18 protein-coding genes and 1 pseudogene are annotated in these 24993 nt (G+C 74.2%); 10 read left to right on the top strand and 9 right to left on the bottom strand.

Annotated elements, in window-relative coordinates:
- Positions 1–21: 21 nt before the first annotated feature.
- From ABFY03_RS02995 to ABFY03_RS03010, 4 genes are all read right to left on the bottom strand, one after another.
- Complete coding sequence (locus ABFY03_RS02995; RefSeq protein WP_319012465.1) at positions 22–621, bottom strand: sigma-70 family RNA polymerase sigma factor; 600 nt, start codon at positions 619–621, stop codon at positions 22–24.
- Positions 622–758: 137 nt separating this feature from the next.
- On the bottom strand, positions 759–2132 hold the full coding sequence (locus tag ABFY03_RS03000; RefSeq protein WP_346169073.1) for a cryptochrome/photolyase family protein: 1374 nt from the start codon (positions 2130–2132) through the stop codon (positions 759–761).
- Between the two features lie 186 nt (positions 2133–2318).
- A complete protein-coding gene (locus ABFY03_RS03005; RefSeq protein ID WP_319012467.1) occupies positions 2319–3845 on the bottom strand; it encodes an SDR family oxidoreductase in 1527 nt (508 codons plus the stop codon).
- 180 nt (positions 3846–4025) lie between these two features.
- Positions 4026–5768 (bottom strand): lysyl oxidase family protein, encoded by a 1743-nt coding sequence (locus ABFY03_RS03010; protein ID WP_346169074.1) that lies wholly within the window; start codon positions 5766–5768, stop codon positions 4026–4028.
- A 412-nt stretch (positions 5769–6180) separates the two neighbouring features.
- On the opposite strand from ABFY03_RS03010, the gene ABFY03_RS03015 reads away from it, so the two are divergent.
- The 3 genes from ABFY03_RS03015 to ABFY03_RS03025 are packed head-to-tail and all read left to right on the top strand — an operon-like array spanning position 6181 to position 11301.
- Positions 6181–7869, top strand: a complete 1689-nt coding sequence (locus ABFY03_RS03015; RefSeq protein ID WP_346169075.1) for a GMC oxidoreductase — start codon at positions 6181–6183, stop codon at positions 7867–7869.
- Positions 7866–9413: a patatin-like phospholipase family protein gene (locus ABFY03_RS03020; RefSeq protein ID WP_346169076.1), complete on the top strand. Its 1548-nt coding sequence runs from the start codon at positions 7866–7868 to the stop codon at positions 9411–9413. Before ABFY03_RS03015 ends, ABFY03_RS03020 begins: the two co-directional genes overlap by 4 nt.
- Positions 9414–9429: 16 nt before the next feature.
- The gene (locus tag ABFY03_RS03025; protein WP_346169077.1) at positions 9430–11301 is read left to right on the top strand and encodes a hypothetical protein; all 1872 of its coding nucleotides are present in this window, start codon (positions 9430–9432) and stop codon (positions 11299–11301) included.
- Here the strand turns inward: ABFY03_RS03025 and ABFY03_RS03030 are convergent.
- Complete coding sequence (locus ABFY03_RS03030; protein ID WP_319012472.1) at positions 11270–11995, bottom strand: TetR/AcrR family transcriptional regulator; 726 nt, start codon at positions 11993–11995, stop codon at positions 11270–11272. The two genes, ABFY03_RS03025 and ABFY03_RS03030, sit on opposite strands and share 32 nt — an antisense overlap.
- Positions 11996–12095: 100 nt before the next feature.
- Here ABFY03_RS03030 and ABFY03_RS03035 point away from each other — a divergent pair, with 100 nt between their 5' ends.
- From ABFY03_RS03035 to ABFY03_RS03055, 5 genes are all read left to right on the top strand, one after another.
- On the top strand, positions 12096–14027 hold the full coding sequence (locus ABFY03_RS03035; protein WP_346169078.1) for a hypothetical protein: 1932 nt from the start codon (positions 12096–12098) through the stop codon (positions 14025–14027).
- Positions 13984–15741: a S8 family serine peptidase gene (locus ABFY03_RS03040; protein ID WP_319012474.1), complete on the top strand. Its 1758-nt coding sequence runs from the start codon at positions 13984–13986 to the stop codon at positions 15739–15741. The genes ABFY03_RS03035 and ABFY03_RS03040 overlap by 44 nt, the downstream gene beginning before the upstream one ends.
- Before the next feature lie 22 nt (positions 15742–15763).
- Positions 15764–16033 (top strand): hypothetical protein, encoded by a 270-nt coding sequence (locus ABFY03_RS03045; protein WP_319012475.1) that lies wholly within the window; start codon positions 15764–15766, stop codon positions 16031–16033.
- Positions 16034–16151: 118 nt separating this feature from the next.
- Positions 16152–16820 carry a CBS domain-containing protein gene (locus ABFY03_RS03050; RefSeq protein ID WP_319012476.1) on the top strand — a complete coding sequence of 223 codons (669 nt, stop codon included), beginning with the start codon at positions 16152–16154 and terminating at the stop codon, positions 16818–16820.
- 48 nt (positions 16821–16868) lie between these two features.
- Positions 16869–17561 (top strand): response regulator, encoded by a 693-nt coding sequence (locus tag ABFY03_RS03055; RefSeq protein WP_346169079.1) that lies wholly within the window; start codon positions 16869–16871, stop codon positions 17559–17561.
- Here ABFY03_RS03055 and ABFY03_RS03060 read toward each other — a convergent pair.
- Together ABFY03_RS03060 and ABFY03_RS03065 are read right to left on the bottom strand one after the other, a co-directional pair.
- The gene (locus tag ABFY03_RS03060; protein ID WP_346169080.1) at positions 17555–19297 is read right to left on the bottom strand and encodes a sensor histidine kinase; all 1743 of its coding nucleotides are present in this window, start codon (positions 19295–19297) and stop codon (positions 17555–17557) included. The genes ABFY03_RS03055 and ABFY03_RS03060 overlap by 7 nt on opposite strands.
- 145 nt (positions 19298–19442) lie before the next feature.
- Positions 19443–19667 (bottom strand): annotated as a pseudogene (locus tag ABFY03_RS03065) (universal stress protein); the annotation flags it as partial.
- 263 nt (positions 19668–19930) lie between these two features.
- Between ABFY03_RS03065 and ABFY03_RS03070 the strand changes: the two are divergent.
- Together ABFY03_RS03070 and ABFY03_RS03075 are read left to right on the top strand one after the other, a co-directional pair.
- On the top strand, positions 19931–20557 hold the full coding sequence (locus ABFY03_RS03070; protein ID WP_346169081.1) for a CBS domain-containing protein: 627 nt from the start codon (positions 19931–19933) through the stop codon (positions 20555–20557).
- A gap of 26 nt (positions 20558–20583) precedes the next feature.
- Positions 20584–21573, top strand: a complete 990-nt coding sequence (locus ABFY03_RS03075) for an Acg family FMN-binding oxidoreductase (protein WP_346169082.1) — start codon at positions 20584–20586, stop codon at positions 21571–21573.
- A gap of 21 nt (positions 21574–21594) precedes the next feature.
- Here the strand turns inward: ABFY03_RS03075 and ABFY03_RS03080 are convergent, their stop codons facing one another.
- Both ABFY03_RS03080 and ABFY03_RS03085 read right to left on the bottom strand, forming a co-directional pair.
- Positions 21595–24006 carry a glycoside hydrolase family 65 protein gene (locus tag ABFY03_RS03080; RefSeq protein ID WP_386723748.1) on the bottom strand — a complete coding sequence of 804 codons (2412 nt, stop codon included), beginning with the start codon at positions 24004–24006 and terminating at the stop codon, positions 21595–21597.
- Entirely contained in the window at positions 23988–24764 is a 777-nt protein-coding gene (locus ABFY03_RS03085) for an HAD family hydrolase (RefSeq protein WP_346169084.1), read from the bottom strand. Before ABFY03_RS03085 ends, ABFY03_RS03080 begins: the two co-directional genes overlap by 19 nt.
- Positions 24765–24993 lie beyond the last annotated feature (229 nt).

Below are 24993 nucleotides of genomic sequence, written 5' to 3' on the forward strand. Positions count from 1 at the left end.
GCGCGGGGCGATCCGGCCCGGTCAGCGGCCGGCGTGGACGCCGGCGCGTTCGAGGCTGTGCCGCATGCGCAGGAGGCCGCGGCGGGCGTGGCTCTTGACCGTGCCCAGCGGCATGCCGGTGCGGTCGGCGATCTGGGTCTGGGTCAGATCGGCGAAGTAGGCGAGCTCCAGGACGTCGCGCTGGACACGCGGCAGCCTGGCCAACTCCTCGCCGACGACCAGCCGTTCGAGGACCCGCTCGGGCTCCTCGTCCCTCCGGCCCTCGTGCTCCAGGGTGGCGCCGAGGGACGCCGCGAGCCGGGTGCGGCGCGTGCGCGCGGCCAGGGCGTCGGCGATCTTCCGCCGGGTGATGCCGACGAGCCAGGCCGACAGGCTGCCGCGTTCGGGACGGAAGTTCGCCCGGCCGCGCCAGACGGCGACGAACACCTGCTGGGTGACGTCCTCCGCCTCGCGGGGGTCGCCCAGGGCGCGGGCGGCCAGAGCCTGGACCAGGGGGCCCCAGCGCCGGTACGCGGCGGCGAGGCACTGCTCGTCGCCGCCGACGAGACCGCGGGCGATCCCGTCGTCGTCGGCGACGTCGTCCACGGCCGTGAGGACTCCGGTCGTGCGGTCTGCGGTCATGGCGCTCGCTCCTCTGCGGCGGGACCTCGGAGAGGCCGTACCTCCTCACGGTCCCGTCGGCGGCCCCCACGGCTCAACTTGCGTCGTTTCCGCATCGAAACTTCTCCGGGGGGCCGTGCGTCCGGGCGCGCGCCCGGTCAGGAGGGGCCGCGGAGCCTCCGGAAGCGGGCCAGCCCCTCGGAGAGCTCGACCAGCGGGTCCGGGTAGGCGAGGGCCGCCCGGTCGAGCCCCTTGAGCCGCCAGGGCTCGTGGACGGCCGGTCCGTCGAGACCCGCCAGTTCCGGTACCCAGCGGCGGACGTAACGACCGTCGGGGTCGTACCGCTTGGCCTGGGCGACCGGGTTGAGGACGCGGTTCGGGCGGGTGTCGGTGCCGGTGCCGGCCACCCACTGCCAGTTGAGCTGGTTGTTCGCGACGTCCCCGTCCACCAGCAGGCCGAGGAAGTGGGCGGCCCCCTCGCGCCAGTCGACGCAGAGGGTCTTCGCCAGGAAGGAGGCCGTGATCAGCCTGCCCCGGTTGTGCATCCATCCCTCGTGGGCGAGCTGCCGCATGGCGGCGTCGACGAGGGGATAGCCGGTGCGTCCCTCGCGCCAGGCCGCGAGGTCCGCCTCCGCGTCGGCGCCGACCCGCCAGCGTCCGGACCGGCTCCGGTAGTCGGCCCGGGACGCCTCCGGGCGCGCGGCCAGCACCTGGTGGTGGAAGTCCCGCCAGCAGAGCTGCCGGACGAACGCGTCGGCACCCGCCCCGCCCCGCCGGGCCGCCCGGTGCACCGCCTCGGTGGCGGAGAGGGCGCCGAAGTGGAGGTAGGGCGACAGGCGGGAGGTGGCGTCCCCCGCCAGGTCGTCGTGGCGCTCCTCGTACGCGTCGAGGTGCGCCGCCAGCCAGGAGCCGAGCCGCTTGCGGGCCTCGGTCTCCCCTCCCGCCGGGAGGGCCGGCGACACGTCCGTGACGGCGGAGCGCCGCGGGACGGGCGCGGAGCGCGGGCCCGACGGTACGCACACCCGTCTCGGGGCGGCGAAGGGGACGCGCACCGGCTCCGCGGCCCAGCGGCGGTGATAGGGGGTGAAGACGGCGAAGTGGTCCGAGTTCTGCGGGACCACCTCGCCGGGCGGCACGACGGTGACCACACCGTCGTGCACGTACAGGCGGCAGCCGTCCTCCTCCAGCGCCCCGCGCAGCCGGGCCTCCCGCCGCCGGGCGAAGGCCGTGACGCCGGCGGCCATGTGGACCTCGTCGGCGTCGGTCTGCCGCACCACGGCCCGCACCTCGGAGACCGTGTCGCCCTCCCGCACCACGAGCCGCCCGCCCCGCTCCCGCAGCGAGCGGTCGAGGTCCTCCAGGCAGTCCGCGAGGAAGGCCAGCCGGTTGGGCGCCGCGAACCCCGCCCGGTCCACGGCCGGGTCGCGGACGAACAGCGGCACCACCTCGTCGGCGCCCTGGACCGCCGCCCTCAGCGGCGGATGGTCGTGGACCCTGAGGTCCGAGGTGTACAGAATGACGGAGACGGTCATCGCGCCCTCCCTGCTCGGCCGCCGGTCACGGACGCGCGGCGCCGCGCCGGGGTACTGCTGTGGCACTCGTGCACACCCGGTTCCCCCGTTCGCGGGACGCCGGATGCACGCCGTCCGGGCCCGGTCCCGCCCCGGGGCGGGAGCGCACCGCACGGGCGCGCGCGGCCCGGCCGCGCGCGTCGGGGATCACCCACCGCCGGGGGCCGGGCCCGTCCGCCCGCTCTCCCGCTCGGCGGTCCGGGCGATCTTCCGGGCCATACCGCCGAAGACCACGGCGTGGAAGGGGGAGACGCCCCACCAGTACGCCTGCCCGGCGAGGCCCCGGGGGTGGAAGAGCGCCCGCTGCCGGTACGACGTCCGGCCCCGCTCGTCCCGGTCGACCGCCATCTCCAGCCAGGCGAGGCCGGGCAGGCGCATCTCCGCCCGGAGGCGCAGCAGGCGCCCGCGGTCCATCGCCTCCACACGCCAGAAGTCCAGCGCGTCACCGACCCGGAGGTGCTTCGCGTCCCTGCGGCCCCGGCGCAGTCCCACTCCCCCGACGAGCCGGTCGGCCCAGCCTCTGACGGCCCAGGCCAGGGGGAAGGAGTACCAGCCGTTCTCCCCGCCCACCCCTTCGACGACCCGCCACAGCGCCTCGGGGCTCGCGTCGACGGTACGGGAGCGTTCGTCCGTGTAGAGGCTGCCGCCCGCCCAGTCCGGGTCGGTCGGCAGCGGGTCGCTGGGCGCCCCGGGCGGTGAGGCGGTGGACCAGCGGGTGGTGACGCGTGCCTCGCGGACGCGGCGGAGGGCCAGCCGGAGGGCGTCGGTGAAGGGCAGGGGCCTGCCGGGCAGGTCGGGGACGTAGCGGGCGATGTCGTGCTCGGTGCAGACCACCTCGTGGCGCAGCGACGCGGTGAGGGGGCGGGCCAGGGAGGCCGGCACCGGTGTGACGAGGCCGATCCACTCGCTGGACAGGCGTGGGGTGAGGACCGGTACGGGGACGATGACGCGCTTGCGGAGCCCGGCGACCTCGGCGTAGAGCTCCATCATCCGCCGGTAGGTGAGCACGTCGGGGCCGCCGACGTCGAAGGTCCGGTTCACGTCGGCGGGCAGGGCTGCGCTCTCGGCCAGGTACCGCAGCACGTCGCGCACCGCGATGGGCTGGACGCGGCTGCCGACCCACCGGGGGGTGACCATGACGGGGAGCCGCTCGGTGAGGTACCGGAGCATCTCGAAGGACGCCGATCCGGAGCCGATGACGACGGCCGCGCGCAGCACGGCGGTGGGGACGCCCGAGGCGAGCAGGATGCGGCCCACCTCGGTGCGGGAGCGCAGGTGCGGCGAGAGCTCGTGCTCCGGCACTCCGCTCGGGACGAGTCCGCCCAGGTAGACGATGCGCCGCACCCCGGCGGAGCGGGCCTCGGCGGCGAACGTGCGGGCGGCGAGCCGGTCGGCGTCCTCGAAGCGTGCCGTCGAGCTCATGGAGTGCACGAGGTAGTAGGCGACGTCGACGCCGGCGAACGCCTCGCGGAGGCTCTCGGCGACCGTCACGTCACCGCGTACGGTCTCCACCCGGTCGGCCCAGGGGAAGTCCCGGAGCTTGTCCGGGTGCCGGGCGAGACAGCGCACCCGGTATCCCCTGTCGAGCAGTTCCGGTACGAGGCGGCCTCCGATGTAGCCGCTCGCGCCGGTGACCAGGCAGAGGGTTCCGTCGGTGGGGGTGGGTGTGTCCATGGGCTGATCCGTTTCACCGGTCGCGGCGGCCTACACGCTCCATGACGTCGTTTCCTCTGCACGGGGACACGCGGATGCACCCCTGTGCCGCCCCCATGGCCTCCGGACCGTGACGGCATGACGACCGAGCCGGCCCCTGGGGGCCGGCTCGGCGGGTACGACGGCGCTGGCGCCGGTGGGTCAGTTCGCGTTCACCAGCTCGTGGGCCGGGACCTTGACGGTGCGGCGGCCGGGGGTGCCGCCGAGGACGACCTTGCGCAGGGCGCTGTTGTTGTCCAGGTTGGTCTCCTTCAGCCGCTTGGCCGGGTTGGCGAGCACCTGGATGTAGTAGGTGCCGTTGGGCAGGTCCGTGATGTCGAAGGACTGGCCCGGCAGGTCCTGGGTGTAGGTGTCACCGGAGCCGACGTCCAGCACCTCGCGGACGGAGATGGAGTTCTCCTGGCCGCAGGCGGTGGACAGGTCGGTGTTGTTCGGGTGCCAGTTGGCGTTCTTCACCGTGTAGTCGACGGCGTCGGTGTTGGCGAGGCAGAACGCCTCCTTGCCGCTGCGGACCGCCTCCTTCTTGTCGGCCTTCAGCAGCCGGTAGCTGGCGAAGTCGGTGAAGTGCCAGTGGACGTGCCCGGGGCGCGGGTCCCACTCCATGGTGCCGGTCGGGGTGTAGCCGACCTGCTTGCCCTGGGCGTCGTAGAAGTACTGGTAGGCGTCCATCTTGGCCTTGCCGGGCGAGCGGAAGCCGTCCACGACGAGCTGGGCGGGGCCGGCGTTCCAGACGTTCGCGCTGAAGGCGAGGTAGTCCTTGCCAGGGGTGCCCTGGCCGGCGCCGTCGCTGATGGTGATGCCGTACGCCGGCAGGGACCGCAGGTCCGGCTTGGGGACGTTCGGGACGGACGGCGTCCCGGTGGGACGCGCGGCCCGGGGGGTCAGGGCCGGGGCCTTGCGCGAGCCGTCGGTCTGCCCGGTGGCGTCCCCGGCGGCCTGGATGCCGGCCCGTCCGGCCTGCTGCACCTTCACCGCCCACGGCAGCGCCGGGGGCGCGGCCTTCAGCGGCCCGTGGCCGACGTTGTACGAGGGGGTGGCGCCGCTCGTCTGCGGCGCGCCGGCCTCGGCGGGGCTCGGGGCGGCGTGCCCCGGTCCGTGTCCGGCGTGGGCGGAGGGGGCCTGGTGCGCGGCGCCGTGTCCGGCGTGTTCGCCGGCGGCGGCCGCCCGGCCGTTCTCCCAGCTGCGCTCCTCGACGGTGAGCTTCACCGTGGCGGGCTTGTCGGCGATGCCGAAGAGGTCCCGGTACTTCTTGGCGACACCCACCTTGGCCGTGTACGTGCCCGCGGCGAGCTTCACGGGGTCGGTGTAGGAGCCGGCGTAGGTGTTGGCGGCCCACCCCTTCTCGACGCCCCACACGGAGCCGAGGGTGAAGGGGTTGGTGGGGCAGCTCTCCGGATACTTCGAGGTGGCGGGCGCGTCGGGCCGGATCCGTCCGCTGGCGTTGTTCGGGCAGAAGCTCTCCGTGCGGCGGACGACGACCTTGCCGTTCTTGTCCGTGACGGTGATCTCGGCGAAGCCCGGCAGGCCGGAGAAGTCCTTGACGGTGCCCAGGGGCAGGGGCTTCGCCTTGCTCTTGCCGTTCTCGAACACGGTCTGGGTGACCGTCACCGGGTCCTTGTAGGACTTGCGGGTCACCTTCAGTTCCAGCGGCCGCCCCTCGGCGGTGAGGTACGTGCCCAGGTCCAGGTAGACGCCGGGCTCCTCCTTCCACGAGGTGAGCGTGACCGAGCCGGTCGCCGCGACGAGGCTGAGCTTCGGTCCCGTCGCGGCCGTCGCCCGCTCCGGGGCGGCGGTCATGAAACCGACCGTCACGGCCATGGCGGCGACCGCCGTGGTGCCCGCGAGCAGGGGCCGCCGTAGCCGGTGGGTGCGCGTCGTGCTCATCGTTCTCTGATCCTCCGGATGCTGTGGGGAAGCACATCGGCCGCGTCCCGGCGGGGCGGTCTCCGCCCCGCGGCTCACGCGGTGTGGGGTGCTCGGTGCACCCGCGCTATGAGAGGAAGGCGCCGGACGTCCGGTTGTCCCGCGTGCCGAAACGTCCCGATGTTGGCCGGAAGACGCTGTCGCGAGGACACCGGCGCACGACCGTCGGAGCGGCGTCTCACCAAGGGAAACGGGATCGGATCCAGGAAGCGCCGGGCATGTTCCCGATGGCCCGAAAACGCCCCTTGCGATCCCTCACCCCGACGTGCGCTCCACCCGCCGCGGGTGAACCATGGAGGGAGGTCGTGCGTGCGGCGACCGCCGACGAGGGGGACAGCAGGTGTTCCGGCTCCTCCTTCCAGAGGTGGCGAGCATGGACGTTTTCGACGCCGTCGTCGTCGGGTCGGGTTTCGGCGGGTCCGTGACGGCGTATCGCCTGGCCGAGGCCGACCTCGACGTGTGCGTGCTCGAACGGGGCAGGCCGTTCCCGCCCGGGTCCTTTCCCCGCAGCCCCCACCAGGCCGCCAGGAACTTCTGGGACCCGGACTCCGGGCTGTACGGGATGTACGACATGTGGAGCTTCTCCACGATGGACGCGCTCGTGTCCAGTGGGCTCGGCGGCGGGTCGCTGATCTACGCGAACGTGCTGATCCGCAAGCCGGAGAGCTGGTTCGTGCACGAGTCGTTCGACGGCGGCTACGAGAACTGGCCCGTCACCCGCGAGGACCTCGATCCGCACTACGGAACCGTCGAGACCATGCTGGGCGGGCGCCCGTACCCCTTCGACACGGAGCCGTACGCGAGCACGCCCAAGACCCTCGCCATGCGCCGGGCGGCCGAGCGGGTCGGCCTGCCGTGGGAACTCCCCTTGCTGGCCGTGTCGTTCGGGGACCCGCCGGTGCCCGGCGCACCGCTGGACGGCGGCGAGGACAATCTGCACCACGCCCCCCGTTACGCGTGCCGGCTCGTCGGCGAATGCGACCTGGGCTGCAACTTCGGCAGCAAGAACAGTCTGGACTTCACCTACCTCAGCGCCGCGCAGCGGCTCGGCGCGGACATCCGGCCCCGCTGCGAGGTCCGCTCGTTCGAACCCGTCCGGGAGGGCTTCCAGGTCTCGTACATCGAGCACCCGGCCGCCGGCGACGAGGACCCGTCGGCTCCTCCGGTGCGGCGGACCGTCAGGGCCAGGCGGCTGGTCCTGTCCGCCGGCACGCTCGGCACCACGTATCTGCTGATGCGCAACCGCAGTGCCTTCCCGGCGCTCAGCCCGGCGCTGGGCAGCCGTTTCTCCGGGAACGGCGACTTCCTCGGGCTGGTGCTCAAGGCCCGGGAGCGGGATCCTGACCGGCCGGGCGAGACGGTGCCGCGGCTGATGGAGCCGAGCTTCGGGCCGGTCATCACGAGCGCCCTGCGGGTGGACCGGAAGGGGAGCGGCGAGCGGGACCGCGGCTTCTACATCGAGGACGCCGGATACCCCGAGTTCCTCAACTGGCTCGTCGAGCACAACGTCCTCACCCTCTCCCACCGGGTGGCGCGGTTCCTGCTGCGCCGCGGCTGGTCGCGGCTGACCGGGACCGCACGCAGCCAGGTGGGACGGCAGCTCGGCGACGCGATGGGCAAGGGGCTGTTCACCGCGACGACCCTGCCGCTGCTCGGCATGGGCCGGGACGTCCCCAACGGCCGGATGTTCCTCAGGGACGGGCATCTGGACCTCGACTGGCGACTGGCCGCGTCCGACGCGTACTTCGGGCAGATGAACGAGACCATGGAGCGCGTCTCCCGCAGTCTCGGCGGCCGTTACGCGGCCAACCCCCTGTGGCTGCTCAACCGCCTGATCACCGTGCATCCGGTGGGCGGCGCTCCGATGGGGCGCACCGCGCGGGAGGGCGTGGTGGACCCCTTCGGCCGCGTGTTCGGCTACCCGGGGCTTTCGGTCGCCGACGGCTCGGTGCTGCCCGGTCCCGTCGGCCCGAACCCCTCGCTCACCATCGCGGCGCTGGCCGACCGTTCGGCCCTCCGCATCCTCGAAGACCACCGGCAGACCCCCGAGGGCCCCTCATGACGACCGGACCGGGCACGACGCCCCGCAGCGGATCCCCGCGCAGATCGCTCCTCCTCGCCGGCGGCGGGCTGAAGGTGGCCTACCAGGCCGGTGTCCTCCAGGTCCTGCTCGACGAGGCGGGGCTGACGTTCGACCACGCCGACGGCGCCAGCGGGGGCGTGTTCAACCTCGCGATGTACTGCCAGGGGATGTCCGGGCGCGAGATCGCCGACAACTGGCGCACGCTCGCCCCGCTGGAGGGCGTCACCCCGAACTGGCGCGAGCTGCCCAAGGGGCCGTACGCCCGCTCCCTGTTCACCCTGGACGGCTACCGGCGCCGGGTCTTCCCGAAGTGGGGCCTCGACTGGGAGCGGATCCGGGCCACCGAGCGGGAGGCCACCTTCACCCTCTACAACTTCAGCGCCAACGAGGTGGAGGCGGTGACCGCCGACCGCATGGACGAGGACCGGTTCTGCGCCGGGGTGGCGCTGCCGATGTGGTTCCCTCCGGTCGTCATCGACGGGGACACGTACATCGACCCCGTCTATCTGACCGACGCGAACGTCGAGGAGGCGATCCGGCGGGGCTGCGACGAACTGTGGATCATCTGGACGGTCAGCCGGCGGCACCGCTGGCGCGACGGCTTCGTGGCCAACTACTTCCACATCATCGAGACCACGGCCAACGGACGGCTGGAGGAGTGGCTGCGCAGGATCGAGGCAGGCAACGCCGCTCTCCGCGCCGGCGGGGAGAGCGAGTTCGGGCGTCCGATCGAGGTCCGGCTGCTGAGCGGCGAGGTCCCGCTGAACTATCTCGTCAACTTCGGCCGGGACCGTTTCACCCAGGCCGTCGAGCTCGGTGTCCGGGACGCGCGCCGCTGGTGCGCGGACCAGGGGATCCCCTGGAAGCCGAGCGGGCCGCGGGACCGCGCCGACGACCCGACCCGTGTGCGCTTCACCGAGCGCATGGTCGGCCGGGTCGTCTTCGGGGCGGACGACGCCCGGAACGCCGATCACTCGGCGGGCGGGGCCGTCGCCGACCTCGCCCTGCACGTGACCGTCGACATCCGCGGCATGGACCGCTTCCTCGCCGACCCGGAGCACGAGGCCGAGCTGCGCGGCGAGATCGTCTGCCAGGAGCTCGGCGGGCGCCTGCCGGTCGAGCGCGGCACCTTCGGGCTGTTCGTGGAGCACTCCGATCCCCAGCACCTGCGGATGCTCTACCGCCTGTACTTCGCCGACCGGGCCGGGCACCCGCTGACCCTCAGCGGGTACAAGGACGTCAGCGAGGACTCGCGCCGCGGGATCTGGAAGGACACGTCCGTCCTGTACACCCGCGTGCTCCGCGGGCACGTCGGAGCCGACGGGGAGCCGGGCGCCGAGCCGGTGGCCGCGGGAACCGTGCGCATCCGCCCCACCGACTTCCTGAAGCAGCTCACCACCTTCCGGGCCGAAGCACCGACGCTGCCCGGCCGGGTGACCGCCCTGGGACGGTTCGGGCGGTTCTTCGCCGGCAAGCTCTGGGACGTGTACGCGCAGGACGTCCTGCCCTGGTCCCCGCTGTGACCGAGGAGGTGCCGGCATGGACTTCCGGGAGCTGCGCGGACGCGCGGACGAGCTGGGGTTCACTCCGCGGCAGCCGGTGCGCTGGCTCGCGCCGAGGGAGCTGGCGCGCACGGCGGTCAAGGTCGGTCTGGCCGCCGTCTTCGCCGGCTACGCGGACAAGCGGGAGGTCCAGGGCGCGCTGGAGGCCGGGCTCCTGAGGGCGCCCTTGGCGGATCCCGGCGCCGAGGAGATCTGGATCGACTTCGCCGCGGACCTCGGCGACGGGTTCGAGGCGACGGCCTCGGTGGCGGCCGCGCTCGGCGCGGACCGGCTCGCCGTCGAGGGTCCCGGCTCGCTCCCCCGCGGCTCGCTGCTCGTCCTCGGCGGGGACCAGGTGTACCCGGTGGCGTCGGCGACCGCGTACGAGGACCGGATGAAGGGCCCCTACCGCGCGGCGCTGCCGTCGGCCCCGGACCAGCCGCTCATGGTCGCGCTGCCGGGCAACCACGACTGGTACGACGGGCTCACCGCGTTCCTGCGGATGTTCGCCCAGGAGAGTGCGATCGGCGGCTGGCAGACCCGGCAGACCCGGAGCTACTTCGCCGTGCGGCTGCCGCAGCGCTGGTGGCTCGTCGGCCTGGACAGCCAGCTCGGCAGCTATGTCGACGATCCGCAGCGGCGCTACTTCGAGACCCACCTCTCGCCCCTGCTGTGCCCGGGGGACAGCGTGATCGTCTGCTCGGCCGAGCCGACCTGGGTGCGCAGCGACGAGCGGCCCGACGCCTTCGACTCCCTGCACTGGTTCGACCGCACCCTCGTGCGGACCCGCTTCGACCGGAACACCCGCACGCGCGAGGAGACGGGCGCCGCCGTCCGGCTGTGGCTGACCGGCGACAAGCACCACTACGCCCGCTACGCGGAGCGGCTGCCCGACGACGTGGCCGGGACCGACGACCTGCCCCCGGACCCGCGACGGCGCCAGATGGTGACGTGCGGCCTGGGCGGGGCGTACCTCTCGGCCACCCACCGGCTCCCGAAGGCCCTGCCCCTGCCGCCGGCCGCGTCGCGGATGCGGACGAGGGACCGGCCGCCGACGGACTTCGCGCTCGCCCGGCACACCTACCCGGACGCGGCGGAGTCCCGGGCGCTGGCCCGCGGGATCGCCGAGCCCTGGTCTCGGTTCTGGCTGCCGCGGCGCAACCCGGGGTTCGCCGTGCTGGCCGGAGCGGTGCAGACGGTGCTCGTCCTGCTGACGAGCGGCGTGTTCGCGCTGGCCGAGGGGCGGCACACCCCCGTCGGGGCGCTGCGGAGCGCCGGCCCCGACGACCTGCTCGGACTGCTGTGCGCGAGCGCCGCCCTCTTCGTCCTGCCCTTCGTGATCGGCTGGTGGCGGGGGCTGCTGCGCGAACGGCGGCCCCGGGCGCCGTCCGGTCCGGCCGTGGCCGTCCTGTTCCAGGCGGCGGTCGCCGCCGCGGCGCTGGCCGTCGCGGTCGCGATCGCCCGGGCGGTGCCGTCCTCCTGGAACGGGCTGGTGTTCCTGGCGATCCTGCTGCTGGTCGGCGCGGTGATCGGCGCCGTCATCGGCTCCCAGTGCTTCGCCCTGTGGGTGCTGTGGACGAACCGCGGCCTGGTCGCCGAGTGGCAGATGTCCGGGCAGTCCATGGACGACCACAAGGGCTTCCTGCGCATGCGCCTCGCCGGGGACGGCACGCTCACCCTCTACCCGCTGGCGCTCGACCGGACCTGCCGCGACTGGAAGGTGGAGGGGGTCGAGGACCCGGAGGGGGCGTGGCGTCGGCCGGTGCCCGGGACAGCGCCGACGGTACGGCTCATCGAGGAGCCCGTCGTGATCGCGCCCCACGTCCGGCGGCCGGACCTCACGCGGCCGTGTCCGGACCCAGAGCGGTGAGCAGGGCGTCGAGGCCGGCGATGAGCTGTTCCTCGCCGCCCCGTTCGGCGAGGGCGGGGCCGTACGCCCGGAGCGTCGGGAAGTCGCGGGCCGGGAGGCGGTGCAGGCCGAGCCGGAAGGCGGGGTCGGGTTCGTCCGGGTCGTCGACGACCGCGCGCAGGTCGACCACGACGTAGCCGAGGACCCAGGAGATGAAGGCCCGGTAGATCCGCAGCGCCGCGTCGTCGTCCAGGCCGGCCGCCCGGAACAGCGCCAGCAGGCGTTCGTGGACGCGCAGCACCGCGGGGGGCCGGCGGGCCAGGGGGACGGTCAGGGGGCGGCTCGCGCACAGCGAGATGACGTTCGGGTGCTCCACGGCGACCCGGTACAGCTCCCGGGCGATGCCGTGCAGCGCGTCCCGCAGCTCGGGAAGGCCGACGGCGGCCCCTTCGGGCTGCTCGGCACCGATCGCCCGCCGGGCGTCGGACAGCCGCTCCTCCACCTCCAGGAAGAGGGTCTCGACGAGCCCGTCCAGCAGGTCGTCCTTGCTCTCCGTGTACCGGTACAGCGCCATGGTCTCCACGCCGAGCTCCACCGCGACCCGGCGCATGCTGAGGGCGGCCAGGCCCTCCGCGTCCGCCACCGCCAGCGCGGCGCGCAGCACGCGCTCGCGGGTCAGCCGTTCCCGACGCGATGCCGACGGTTCGCCGCTCATGACCAGGACCACCTTGACGCCTCTGTCCCCGCCGGAGCAGCATATAACACATAAGCGTACGAAGTACGTATAGGGTGCACGCGTAGGGTGGTGTCCCCCGATGGACCCCTGGTGGCTGCCGGTTCTGCTGTGGGTCGTCCTCGCCTCCGGTGCGGGACTGCTCCTCGCCGCGCCGCTGGTGTCCCGGTGGACCAGCCGGCTGCTGCTCCTGGCCGCGCTCGTCACGTGGTGCGTGCTCGCCGTGAAGGTGTCCCTGGCGGCCGCGTCCACGACCGGCGGGCGGACCATCGACGTCTCCGTCGCCGACGGGCTCGGCGTCACCGCGGGCTGCCTGATGGAGCGCGGGGTGCTCTGCCTGGGCCCGCAGCAGGACCTGGCGTACCCCTTCTCCCCCGGCGTCGTCACCTGGATCGTCCTCGGCGCCCTGCTCGTCGGGTTCGTGCGGCTCCTGGAGATCCGCAACGCCCGCGGCGACTCGATCGCCATCGAGGTCGACGACCTGCTCTACGCCGATCCGCAGGGCGACACCGACGGTGCGGGCGCGGCGGGCCGCCACGCGGCCACGTGCACCGCGAAGATGCGCACCGTCCTCGCCACCCAGGTGCAGACACCGCCGCCGCTGCCCGGAGGCGAGCCGGTCCTCAGTCTCCCCACCGTGCTCTACGAGGCCAAGCCCAAGGAGGGCGACCTCGTCACCAAACTGCTCGCCCTGGCCTGGCAGTCGGCGTTCCCGGAGCGCGGCTGGCGGCTGACCGGCCACGTCCAGCGGTCCGACACCGGCTACGGCGTGACGGTGAACATGACCGAGAGGTCGACGCGCCGCAGCGTCCTCCAGGACACCTACTGGGAGAGGACCGAGGAGGAGGCCGTCTACAAGGCGGCGTACACGGTGGCCCAGCTCGCCGTGGCGAGCACCGTGGGGATTCCGCGCTGGACCAAGTGGCGCGCCAAGAACGGCCGCGGGCTGCGGCACTACCGGGACGGCGTCGACCTCCTGCGCAACGGCGGCGAGAAGGAAGGCGCCGAGCGGGAGTTCAGCGCCGCGGTCGGCCTGGACCCGTCCAACGGCCTGGCCCGCTCCGAACTGGGCCTGCTGAAGGAGGGCACGCCGGACGGGTACCTCCAGGCCCTGGAGATCTATCTGGGGCTCATCACGGCGTACCCGGCGATGGCGCAGCCCCGCTACCGGGCCGGGATCGTCCTGGACCTGGTGGACGAGTGGCTGGACGCCTGGCTGGCCGACCCGGCCTGGCGGAGGCGGCTGGACAGGGCGCTCACCGACGCGCGTCTCCCGGCCGCGGCCGGACCGGACGGGGAGGTGAGCCGGGCCGCGGCGCGGAAGCACTTCCTCGACGCCTCGCTCCACGTGCTCACCGCCCTGCGCGCGGATCTGGAGGCCGTCCCGCTGCTCCGGGGCTGGTGGGCGACCGAGACCCGGGGGCTCTACCGGGAGCTGGTCCGGCCGGCCGGGAGCCTGCGCGCCCAGACCCGCGCCGCCGTCGACGCCGCGATCCTCGCCCGGGGCCTGCACGAGCGGTTCGGCCCGGAGGCGACCGTGCCGTCCCTCGCGCACCTCCGGGCGGACGGCACCGACTTCGCGGCGTGCGAGGAGCGGCTGCGGACGGCGTGCGGGTACGACAGGAGCCGCCGGTACCGGGCCGCCTCCGCCCGCTCGACGAGCGACGGCGAGGCGCAGGGCCGGATCCAGATCGCGGGGCTCGTCCAGTACAACGCCGCCTGCTTCTACGCCCGGCTGATCGGCCCGCCTCCCGCGGGCGGCGACGGCGGCTGGGCCGGGCGCACGGCGGAGGCCGCGACCCTGGCGCTCGACCATCTCACGGCTTCGATGCGGAACTCCGAGCTGCCGGACGACTGGTTCGACTCCCTCGAAGGCGACCCGGACCTCCGGCACCTGAGGAGTCATCCGGAGTTCCGGGAGTGGACGCTGACGCGGCAGACGGGGGCCGACACACGAGGAGGAGACGGTCATGACCGTCGAGAAGCTGGCGCCGCCGCTGGCAGCGGCGTATGAGCGCTACGTCCAGGAAGGCCGCCGCCGCGCTCCTCTGAGGAGGCCCGCGGGCATGATGGGGCTCGTCTCCGTCGAGCAGCGCGCCAAGCCGGTGCGGGTCGTCGTCTCGGTCGAGTGCGACCCGGACGCCCCGCCCGTCGGCGTGGGCGACACCGAGATCAACGACGGCGGACGGTCGATCCGTACCGGCATCGTCCCCCTCGACGCCCTGGAGGAGCTGGCCGCGCAGCCGGGGGTGCGCCGCATCGCACCGGCCGCGCAGCTGCGGCCGTGCCTGGACGTGGCCCTGCCGAAGGCCGGCGTGCCCGAGTTCCGCACCCGCCTCGGCCGGAGCGGCGCCGGCGTGCTCGTCGGCGTCGTCGACACGGGTGTCTTCTTCGGCCACCCCGCCTTCGGGGGACGGGTCGAGCGCATCTGGGACCAGACCCTGGTGGGCGGCAGCGGGGTCCCCGAGGGCCGGTACGGGGCGGAGTTCACCGGCCTCGCGGCGGGCGCGGACGTGCTGTCGCGCGACGAGGACGGACACGGCACCCACGTCGCGGGGATCGCGGCCGGCAGCGACGGCGTCGCCCCCGGAGCCCGGATCGTCGCGGTCAAGACGGACTTCCAGGACGCCCACATCATCGACGGCGTGCAGTACGTCTTCCGGCTGGCGGAGCAGCTCGGCATGCCGGCCGTCGTCAACCTCAGCCTGGGCGGCCACTCCGACCCGCACGACGGCACGGACGTCATGTCCCTCGCCATCGAGGAGGAGAGCGGCCCCGGCAGGATCGTGTGCTGCGCCGCCGGCAACGAGGGCGAGGACGACATCCACGCGCGGCTCACCCTGACCGAGGGCGCCACCCGGTCCGTGCCCTGCCACCCGGGGCGGGTCGACGGCCTCCCCGACCTGTTCTGGCTCAACGGCTGGTACGCGGGCGGCGACCGGCTGGACGTCGCCGTCACGTCCCCGTCCGGCGACTCGACCGGCTTCCAGGCGGTCCTGACGGCCGGTTCGCCGGTCCGCGCCTACGACCTGGCGGACGGCGTCGTGCAGATCGTCACGCCCGGCCCCGACCCGGCCAACGGCGACCACAACTTCTTCGTGGCCGTCGAACCCACCGCGTCCGCCCCGGTCGGCGCGTCGCGGCGGTGGCGGCTCGTCCTGCGCGGAGCGGACGTCAGCGGGCAGGGCTGCCGGGCGGACGTCTGGATCCTGGGCAGGGCGGAGGCCGATCCGCAGCCGCAGTTCAGCGGTCCGGCCGTGCAGGACGCGCTCAAGATCGGCTCGCCGGGCGCGGCGACGTCCGCGATCACCGTGGCCGCGTCCACGACCCGCACCCGGTGGCGGGACATCGACGGCGCCGAGCGCACGGCCACCTGGCTGGTCGACGACGACATCGCGGGCTTCAGCAGCGAAGGGCCGCGCCGGGACGGCGTGCCGAAACCGGACGTCACCGCCCCGGGCGCGATGATCGTCTCCGCGCTCTCCCGCGACGCCGTCGGCGTGCGCCGGGCCTTCATGCTCGGCGGCGGCCTGCTGGCGCTCCAGGGCACCAGCATGGCCTGCCCGTTCGTCGCGGGCCTCGTCGCGCTGCTCCTGGAGGGAGACCCCAGCGCCGACCCCGACAAGATCCGCTCCTTCCTGACGGCAGCGGCCGCGATCCCCGGCGGGGCGCCCGGATCCTTCGACCCCAAGTGGGGGCACGGGTTCGTCGACGCGTCGCTCCTGTGACCCGCCGGGACAGAATCGGGCCATGGACTACGCGAAGCTCGACGCCTCCCTCTCCGCCGCCGTGGCGGCCGGCGACGACGGTCCCGAGGTCAGGAACCTCCTGGTGACCGTGGTGCTGACGGCGGCACCCACGGAACCGCAGTGCGAGGTGCTGCGCGGCGCGGGCGTGGACGTCGGGGCCGCGGACCGGTCCGTCGTCAGCGGCACGCTCTCGCGCCGCGGGGTCGAGGAGCTCTCCCACGCACCGTGGGTCCGCTCCCTGACCCTGTCGTCGAGTCGCCGGGCGCTGTGAGCGACCGGTGGGACGCCGGCCGGCGGGAGGACGGGGCCGCGCGGGAGGGGACCGTTCGGCCCTCCCCCGCGCGCCGGGGAGCGCCGAGAATGGCGGGGGACGTCACCGAGGAGGCGCCATGCAGGCCCCAGTCCCCGCGCGTTACGCCGTCAGCGATGTCATGAGCCACACCGCCGTGGCCGTCGGCCGTGACGCGTCCTACAAGGAGATCGTCGCCCTGATGGACCAGTGGTCCGTGAGCGCCCTTCCCGTGCTGGAGGGGGAGGGGCGGGTCGTCGGGGTCGTCTCGGAGGCCGATCTGCTGCCGAAGGAGGCGTACCGCGGCGAGGATCCCGATCCCGGGCGGTTCGACGACGCGGCGAAGGCCGGGGCGGTGCGGGCCGGGGACCTCATGTCGGCTCCGGCGGTGACGGTGCACGCGGACGCGTCCCTCGCGGAGGCGGCGCGGATCATGGCCCGGCGCAGGGTGAAGCGGCTTCCGGTGGTGAACGACCTGGGGCTGCTGGAAGGGGTCGTCAGCCGGAGCGACCTGCTCAAGGTGTTCCTGCGCGAGGACGACGAGATCGAGCGGGAGGTCCGCCGTTCGGTGCTCGGAGGCGGGGCCCTCGCGGGACTGGACGTGGCCGTCGCGGACGGGGTGGCGACCCTTCGGGGCACGCTCCCCGACCGTTCGCTGGTGCCGCTGCTGGCGCGGGCCGCGCGGGCCGTCGAGGGGGTCGTGGACGTCCGGATGGAGCTCGACGGAGCCGCGGACGCCCCTGCGACGTCCCACGGAACCACCTCATGACGGACAATCCTTGTGGGGGTACGCCGCCCATCGAGCACAGGGGTCGCCATGATGGAACTTCCGGCCGCCGGAACGCCCACCCGGGTCTTCCTGGTGGACGACCACGAGGTCGTCCGGCGGGGGCTGCGTGACCTGATCGACGACGAGCCCGACCTGCAGGTGGTCGGCGAGGCGTCGACGGCCGACCAGGCGCTGGCCAGAGGGCCCGCTCTCCGTCCGGACGTGGCCGTCCTCGACGTCCGGCTGCCCGACGGGGACGGGATCACCGTGTGCCGGGAGCTGCGGTCGCGGATGCCCGGGCTGGCATGCCTGATGCTGACCTCGTTCGACGACGAGGACGCGCTGCTCGACGCGATCATGGCGGGAGCGGCGGGGTACGTCCTGAAGCAGATCAAGGGCTCCGACCTGGTGTCGGCGGTGCGCACCGTGGCCACGGGACAGTCGATGCTCGACCCGGCCACCACCGCCCGGCTGATGCGCTCGCTGCGGGTTCCGGAGACGGCCCGGCCGCCCGAGGACGAGCGCCTCGCGGCGCTCTCCGAGCGCGAGCGGTCCGTGCTGGAGCTCATCGGCGAGGGCCTCACCAACCGGCAGATCGCCAAGCGGCTCTATCTGTCGGAGAAGACGGTGAAGAACCACATCTCCCGGCTGCTCGGGAAGCTCGGGGTGGAGCGGCGGGTGCAGGCCGCCGTGATCGCCGCGCAGGCCCATGAGCACGAGCACCCCGAGAAGGGTCAGTAGGACGGCTCCTCCGGGGTCGGCAGGGGGACGCGCCATTCCACCACCGTGCCGTGGCCGCGCGCCTGCGCGCGGACGGTGAGCGAGCCGCCGAGGCGTTCGGCGCGTTCGGCGAGGTTGCGCAGTCCTCGGTCCTCCCGGACCCGGGGGATTCCCACGCCGTCGTCGCTGACGGTCACGGTGAGGACGTCCTCTTCCGCGAGGACCGCGACCTCGGCCCGGTGGGCGCCCGCGTGCCGGGCCACGTTGGTCAGCGCCTCGCCGACGACCGCGACGACGTCGTCGGCCACCTCCCCCGGCACGTCCGTGTCCAGCAGTCCCTCCATCCGGAGCGCGGGGGCGAATCCCAGGGTGGCCGCGGCGGAGTCGACCGTACCGACGACCCGGCTCCTGAGTCCGGGCGCGCCCCCGGGCGTGTCGTGTTCGCGGAGGCCGAAGATGGACGAACGGATGATCTTGATGGTGGCGTCGAGGTCGTCGATCGCCCGGGTCAGCCGGGCCCCGGCCTCCGGGTGCTCGACGAAGCGCCGGGCGCTCTGGAGCGTCATGCCGGTGGCGAAGAGGCGCTGGATGGCGAGGTCGTGCAGGTCGCGGGCGATGCGGTCGCGGTCCTCGAGGAGGAGGACCTGCTCGGCGTCGCGGCGGCGGTCCGCCAGTTCCAGGGCCAGGGCGGCCTGGCTCGCGTAGCCGGGGAGGGCGGCCGTCTCGGCGCTCAGGAACGGGGCGCGCCCGCGCCGCCGGGCCAGGATGAGCACGCCGCTCATCCGCTCCTTGGTGCCCACGGCGACCGCCACGGCGGGGCCGAACCCCTTCCAGCGCTCGGGCTGCACGGTGACCCGCTCGTCGCTCTCGACGTCCGTCAGGGTGACCAGTCCGTCCCTCTCCGCGAGCGCGGCGGCGGCGAGCGTCCCCTCGCTGCTCGGCAGGACGACGCCCCGGTGGAGATCGGCGCCCTCGCCGCGGGCCAGCGAGCCGCGCAGTTCACCGCTCGCGCCCACCAGGTAGAAGACGCCCATGTCGGCGGCCGCGATGTCCACCGCCTGCTCCAGCATTCCGTCCAGGACCTCGGCCTCGCCGGTGCCGGACAGCAGTGCGCTGGTGAAGTCGGAGCTCGCGGCGAGCCAGCGCTGCCGGCGGCGCCCCTCCTCGTACAGCCGGGCGTTCTCGATCGCGATCCCGGCGGCGACGGCCAGCGTCGACACGACGGCCTCGTCCTCGGCGTCGAACTCGCCGCCGCTCCGCTTCTCGGTGAGGTAGAGGTTCCCGAAGACCTCGTCACGGACCCGGATGGGGACGCCGAGGAACGAGTGCATGGGGGGATGGTGGGCGGGGAAGCCGTACGAGGCCGGGTGCTCGGACAGCTCCGCCAGGCGCAGCGGCTCCGGGTGGCGGATGAGCTCGCCGAGGATGCCGTGTCCGGACGGCAGGGCTCCGATCCGCTCGCGCCGCTCGGCGTCGATCCCGACGGGGAGGAACGCGGAGAGCCGCTGGTCCTCGCCGATGACGCCGAGAGCTCCGTACTGGGCGTCGACGAGGACGACGGCGGCCTCGACGATGCCCCGCAGCACGTGCGGGAGGTCGAGCTCCCTGCCGACGGACATGACCGCTTCGAGAAGCCCCGTGAGACGGTCTCGGGTGCCCCGGACCTCGTCGATGCGGGCCTGGAGCTCGTCGAGCAGTTCGTCGAGCCGGAGGCGCGGCAGCCTGGTGTCGGCCGCCTCGACGTCTTCCCCGCCCATCGGAGCCTCCGGTCGTGTCCTGGACGCACGGCACCCGCCGTGCCTGCCTTCACGGTAGACCGGGTGGCTCGCCGGGTCCTGACGAGCGCGCCGCCGGAAGGAACACGGCGCACGGGGGTCCGCGCGGACAGCGGTCCTGGCGTGGTCACTCCGCGGGGACGGTGATCACCGGGCAGTGGGCGCGGTGGAGGAGGCCGTGGACGACGGAGCCGACGCGCATCCCGGAGTAGCCGCCGCGGCCGCGGCGTCCGACGACGACGGCCAGAGCGTGCTCGGCTGCTTCGGCGAGCAGCTCGACGGGGGATCCGATGAGCACCTCGTGGGTGAGCCGTACGTCGGGGTACTTCGCCGCCCAGCCGGCGGTGGTCTCCGCCGGGTCCTGGGTGATGTGCTCCGCGTCACCCACCACGACGACGGGGCAGCGCGCCCGGGCGGTGACGGGGCGACGAGGACCCGGAGGGCCTGAGGGGGCCGAAAGCCGGGCCGAAGGTCCCGGAGGAGGGTGCGGGCCCGCCGGCGGGCCCGGTCGGGCCCTCGGGTGGACCGTTCGGCCCCTCGCGGACGGCCTTCCGCCCGGCGCACGGTGGTGACGAAGGACCGGCCCCCGTCGACGGTGCGAGGAGGAGGACCGCGATGAAGCAGTTGAAGGTCGGTGGTCTGATGACCGACGACGTGGTCACCGCGCTCGTCGGCACGACGTTCCGCGAGGTGGCCAAGCTGATCGCCGAGCACGACGTGAGCGGACTCCCGGTCGTGGACGACGACGACCACGTCGTCGGAGTCGTCTCCGAGAGCGACCTGCTGGCCCGCCGGGCGCCGACCGTCCGGGGCGTGATGAGCGCGCCGGCGGTGACGGTGCACGCCGAGGAGGCCGCGGCGGACGCCGCCCGTCTGATGGTGCGGCGGGGTGTGGAGCGCCTTCCCGTGGTCGACGAGGAGGAGCGGCTGGTGGGCATCGTGACCCGCCGCGACCTGCTGCGGGTCTTCCTGCGCCCGGATCCCGAGATCAGGCGCCGGATCCGCGAGGAGATCCTCGCCGACGCCATGGCGCTGTCCGAGGACGCCGTCGACGTGCACGTGCTGGACGGCGTGGTCACCCTCGCGGGCCGGCTCCGGACCCGCGGTCAGGTCGTGACGCTCCTGCGGCTCACCGAACGGATGGACGGGGTCGTCACCGTCGTGGACCGGCTGTCCGCCCGCGACGAAGGCCACGGCCTCGCGCCGTCGTCCGCCCGGGCGGCGTACGACCTCTCCGATTGACCGTCTCCGCACAGACAGGACCCGACGTGTTCCCCACCATCCTGCCCCTCCCGCTCGTCACGGCTCTCGTCGAGGACGCCGTCACGGCGCCGTCGATGCACAACGCCCAGCCCTGGAGGTTCGTCCTCCGCGAGGCGTCCGGCACCGTGGAGCTGCGCGGCGACCCCGCCCGCGCGATGCCCCGGCAGGACCCCGACCACCGCGCCCTCCATCTGGGGTGCGGCGCGGCCCTGCTCGGTCTGCGGGTGGCCGCCGTGCACCGGGGCCTGCGCCCCGACGTACGGCTGTTGCCGTCCCCCGGTGACCCGTGGCACTTCGCCGACGTCCGGTTCGACGCCCCCGAGGGCGCCGACGACGGGCTGGACCTCCTGCATCCCGCCCTGTCCCGCCGGCACACCAGCCGCTTCCCCTTCACCGAGGAGCGGATCCCCGGCGAGCTGTTCGACGGTCTCCGGGCCGCCGCCCTCCTGGAGGACTGCCGTCTGGTCGTCCCCGGGGACTGGCACGCCGACACCGTGATGGGCCTCGTGCACGCCTCCGAGCTGTTCGAGGCGGCGGACGAGGCGGTACGGGCGGAGATCGCCGCCTGGACGCGCACCGGCGAGACCGGACACGACGCCGCCGACGACGGCATCCCCGCCTACGCCTTCGGTCCGCGACAGTACGACGTGACGGCACCGGTCAGGGAGTTCGGCGGACGGGGCCGACTGGCGGCCCGCCCGTCGGAGCGTTTCGAGAAGAAGCCGCAGATCGCCCTCCTCGGCACCGCGGACGACACCCCGGAGGCATGGCTGAAGGCGGGTCAGGCGATGCAGCGGATCCTCCTCCAGGCCACCCTCGACGGACTTGCCGCGTCCCTCATGTCGCAGCCCCTCGAATGGCCCGAACTCCGCTTCGACGCGCGTGATCCGCTCTCGGCGGTCGGTTACGTCCACATGGTGTTCCGACTGGGCTACGGGCCGACGGGCCGGGCGACGCCCCGGCGGCCGGTCTCCGACGTGCTCGACCTCGCCTGAGCCCGCGCCGCGCCCCGTCCGTCACAGCCGGAACCACCGCTCCTGGCCCGGAAGCACGCCGCATCGCCGCCCTCCCGGCAGAACGAGGGCGAGCGGCCCGCCCGGGCCGGCGGGGACCCGTACCGCGAGTCGGCCGGGAAGCACCCGCACCCGCACGCCGCGGTGACCGCCGCAGCACAGGGTGAAGGCGAACCGCGGCAGTTCCCGCAGGTCCACCGGGTCCACCCGCAGACCGTCGGGGCCCGCCTCCAGGCCGGTGATCCCCCGCTCCACCAGGTCGACCGTGCCGGCCATGGCCCCGAGGTGGATCCCCTCCCCCGTGGTGCCGCCCTGGATGTCGGCGACGTCGGCGAGCAGGGCCTCCTCGCAGTACCGCCAGGCGCCCGGGCCCTGCATCCGGGCCAGCACCCAGCCGTGGACGAGACTGCTGAGGGTCGAACCGTGGCTGGTGCGGCGCAGGTAGTACTCCACCGTGGCGCGCCAGATCTCGTCGTCCAGCCGGTGGCCGAGCCGCGCGAACAGGGCGGCCAGCTCCTCGGGGCGGAAGAGGTAGCCGAGCATGAGGGTGTCGGCCTGCTTCGACGCCTGGTAGCGGTTGACGGTGTCGCCCTCGGCCTCCAGAATCCGGTCCAGCCGCCGGATGTCCCCGTAGCGGGCCCGGTACGCCTCCCAGTCGAGCTCCGCAAGCTCCCCGAAGCCCTCGAACTGGCTCACCACACCGCCGTGGAAGGGGAGGTGCAGGCGGCGCGAGACGTCGTCCCACAAGGCGAGTTCCTCGTCGTGCAGGTCGAACCGCTCCCGCAGCTCGGCGCACCGCGCCGCGGGCAGTTCCGCCATCAGGTCCAGGCCGCGGGCGAGCACCCAGGCGGCCGTGACGTTCGTGTAGGCGTTGTCGTCGATCCCCGGGTCCGGCGCCCCCGGGTAGGCGTCGTGGTACTCGTCCGGACCCACCACGCCGCGGAGCCGGTAGCGTCCCAGCTCGGGGTCGCGCACCGCGGAGCCGGCCCAGTACCGGGCGGTCTCCAGGAGGATCTCGGCCCCTTCGCGGTGCAGGAACCCGTGGTCACCGGTGGCGCGCACGTACTTCCAGACGTTGTACGCGACGGCCGAGCCGACGTGTCGCTGCAGGTGCGAGTGGTCGGGCAGCCAGCGGCCCGAGCGCGGATTGAGGTGGAGCCGCTGGGTCTCCTCCTCGCCCGAACCGCCGCTCTGCCAGGGGAACATGGCACCCCGGCGGCCGGCGCGGCGGGCCGCCTCGCGAGCGGCCGGCAGGCGCCGGTGGCGGTAGAGCAGCAGGGACCTGGCCACTTCGGGGAAGTGGAGGCCGAGGTAGGGCAGGACGAAGAGCTCGTCCCAGAAGACGTGCCCCCGGTACGCCTCGCCGTGCAGTCCGCGGGCCGGCACGCCGACGTCCAGGTCGGCCGTGTGCGGGGAGAGCGTCTGCAGCAGGTGGAACACGTGCAGCAGCAGGACGCGCCCCGCCTCCCCCGGCACACGCAGCTCCCCCTCGTCCCAGAGGCGTCGCCAGGCGGCCTCGTGGGCGGCCCGCAGCCGCGGGAAGGCGGGCGCGTGGGCGACGGCGTCGAGGGCCGCCGTGAGCGGCTCGCCCGAGGGACGGTCCAGCGACGTGCGCAGGGCCAGGGTCTTGACCACCCGCGCGGGCCGGCCCCGGGCGACGGGCAGGCGGTACACCTGCACGGTGCCGGTCGAGGTGGCGGTGGTCCGCGTGCGGCGTGCGGGCCCGGTGTCCGTGCGGACCGCCATGGCGACCACGTGTCCCGGCGAGCGGGTACGGCAGGACAGGCCGGCGACCCCGCCGGGCCGGACCTCGGTCCGGTGACCGGTGAGGTGACGGCCCTCCAGGTGGTGGTACCGCTCGACGCCGGCGTTCACGACGTCGCCGTCGAGCACGGACTCGACCTCGATCTCACCGCTCCAGCCGTAGGCGTGGAAGGTGGTGAGCTGGGCGGCGGACGCGGGGTCCCCCATGTGCACGAACCGGGTGTGCCCGACGCGCAGACCACGCCCCTCGTCGTCCCGGAAGTAGAGGGTCCGGACCAGCACCCCGCTTCTCAGGTCGAGCCGGACGTCGTGGTGGCGCAGCCGCCCGGAGTCGGGGGTGAGCCACTCACCGGCGGGACGGTCCTCCGGCAGGCAGCGGTACCGCAGCAGCGTCCAGTTCGGCAGGTTGACCAGGTCCTCGTTGTCGACGGCGCGGCCGTCCACGAGCGAGGTGCGCCGGTCGTAGCAACCGGCGAGGTAGGTACCCGGGTAGTGGACGGCGTCGGCCCGGCATTCCGGCGCGGACCCGCGGGTGGCGAACCGGCCGTTGCCGAGGGTGCAGAGCGCCTCCACCAGCCGCTCCCGGGCCGGGTCGTACCCCTCGTACCGCCATGTCCACCTGGAGCTCCGGTTCACGGGACGGCCCCCCATACGGTCTCCAGCAGTTCCACCAGGTCGGCCACGACGAGGTCGGCGCCCCGGTCGCGCAGGTCGGGGCCGGCGTGCCGGTCGGAGGTGCGGTCGAGACCGACGACGAGGCCGAAACGCCCGCGGCGGGCCGCCTCGACCCCCGCGAGGGCGTCCTCGACGACCAGGCACTCCCGGGGGCGGGCACCGAGGGTGCGCGCCGCGTGCAGGAAGAGGGCGGGGTCCGGTTTGCCCGGCAGTCCCAGCCGGGCCGCCTCCGCTCCGTCGACGACGGCGGTCAGGAGCCGGTCCAGCCCGGCGGCGGCGAGCAGGTCCCGGGCGTGCCGGGAGGCGGAGACCGCCGCGCACGGCACGCCGAGCGCGCGCAGCCCGGTCAGCGCGCGCCGGGCGTCCTGGAAGACGGCGACCGGCCACGTGCGCAGAGCGGTCCCGAACGCCTCCTCCTTGCGTGCCGCCACGGCCCGGACCGTCGTGCAGCCGGGCCCGTCGCCGGCCGTTCCGGCGGGAAGGCGTATGCCTCGGGCGGCCAGGAACGCCGCGGCCCCGTCGTACCGGGATCTGCCGTCGACGTAGCGCCGGTAGTCGGCGTCCGCGTCGAACGGCTCCGGCCGCGCCGTCCCGCCCGCCCACTCGGCGAGGCAGGCGTCGAACGCCGTCTTCCACGCCGCCGCGTGGACGGCGGCGGAGTCGATCAGGACGCCGTCGGTGTCGAGGACGGCGGCGCCGGGCGGGACGGAACCGGTCCGAGGACGTCGGCTCATCCGGCGCCCCGGGCGGTCACGGCGTCGAGGGCCGGATCAGGCACCTGCCGCCGGGCGACACGGCCCGTCCCCCGGAACACGGGAGCCCTCATGGCAGCCCCTTCCCGGAAGGTCCGCGGCCCCGCCGCGCGGACCCCACGGCCGGGCCGACCGGACGGGGTGCCGGCGCGCATGGGCCGTCCGGCCCCCCGGCGGGGTCCGAGGGCCCTTTGCGCGGGGCCCGGCGCGG

Origin of the sequence: Streptomyces roseofulvus (assembly GCF_039534915.1) — a bacterium.
Lineage (GTDB): Bacteria > Actinomycetota > Actinomycetes > Streptomycetales > Streptomycetaceae > Streptomyces > Streptomyces roseofulvus.

Excerpts from the sequence above, each read along its gene's own strand:
- ABFY03_RS02995 (WP_319012465.1), bottom strand. The coding sequence starts at position 621 with ATGACCGCAGACCGCACGACCGGAGTCCTCACGGCCGTGGACGACGTC.
- ABFY03_RS03000 (WP_346169073.1), bottom strand. The coding sequence starts at position 2,132 with ATGACCGTCTCCGTCATTCTGTACACCTCGGACCTCAGGGTCCACGAC.
- ABFY03_RS03005 (WP_319012467.1), bottom strand. The coding sequence starts at position 3,845 with ATGGACACACCCACCCCCACCGACGGAACCCTCTGCCTGGTCACCGGC.
- ABFY03_RS03010 (WP_346169074.1), bottom strand. The coding sequence starts at position 5,768 with ATGAGCACGACGCGCACCCACCGGCTACGGCGGCCCCTGCTCGCGGGC.
- ABFY03_RS03015 (WP_346169075.1), top strand. The coding sequence starts at position 6,181 with ATGGACGTTTTCGACGCCGTCGTCGTCGGGTCGGGTTTCGGCGGGTCC.
- ABFY03_RS03020 (WP_346169076.1), top strand. The coding sequence starts at position 7,866 with ATGACGACCGGACCGGGCACGACGCCCCGCAGCGGATCCCCGCGCAGA.
- ABFY03_RS03025 (WP_346169077.1), top strand. The coding sequence starts at position 9,430 with ATGGACTTCCGGGAGCTGCGCGGACGCGCGGACGAGCTGGGGTTCACT.
- ABFY03_RS03030 (WP_319012472.1), bottom strand. The coding sequence starts at position 11,995 with ATGAGCGGCGAACCGTCGGCATCGCGTCGGGAACGGCTGACCCGCGAG.
- ABFY03_RS03035 (WP_346169078.1), top strand. The coding sequence starts at position 12,096 with ATGGACCCCTGGTGGCTGCCGGTTCTGCTGTGGGTCGTCCTCGCCTCC.
- ABFY03_RS03040 (WP_319012474.1), top strand. The coding sequence starts at position 13,984 with ATGACCGTCGAGAAGCTGGCGCCGCCGCTGGCAGCGGCGTATGAGCGC.
- ABFY03_RS03045 (WP_319012475.1), top strand. The coding sequence starts at position 15,764 with ATGGACTACGCGAAGCTCGACGCCTCCCTCTCCGCCGCCGTGGCGGCC.
- ABFY03_RS03050 (WP_319012476.1), top strand. The coding sequence starts at position 16,152 with ATGCAGGCCCCAGTCCCCGCGCGTTACGCCGTCAGCGATGTCATGAGC.
- ABFY03_RS03055 (WP_346169079.1), top strand. The coding sequence starts at position 16,869 with ATGATGGAACTTCCGGCCGCCGGAACGCCCACCCGGGTCTTCCTGGTG.
- ABFY03_RS03060 (WP_346169080.1), bottom strand. The coding sequence starts at position 19,297 with ATGGGCGGGGAAGACGTCGAGGCGGCCGACACCAGGCTGCCGCGCCTC.
- ABFY03_RS03070 (WP_346169081.1), top strand. The coding sequence starts at position 19,931 with ATGAAGCAGTTGAAGGTCGGTGGTCTGATGACCGACGACGTGGTCACC.
- ABFY03_RS03080 (WP_386723748.1), bottom strand. The coding sequence starts at position 24,006 with ATGGGGGGCCGTCCCGTGAACCGGAGCTCCAGGTGGACATGGCGGTAC.
- ABFY03_RS03085 (WP_346169084.1), bottom strand. The coding sequence starts at position 24,764 with ATGAGCCGACGTCCTCGGACCGGTTCCGTCCCGCCCGGCGCCGCCGTC.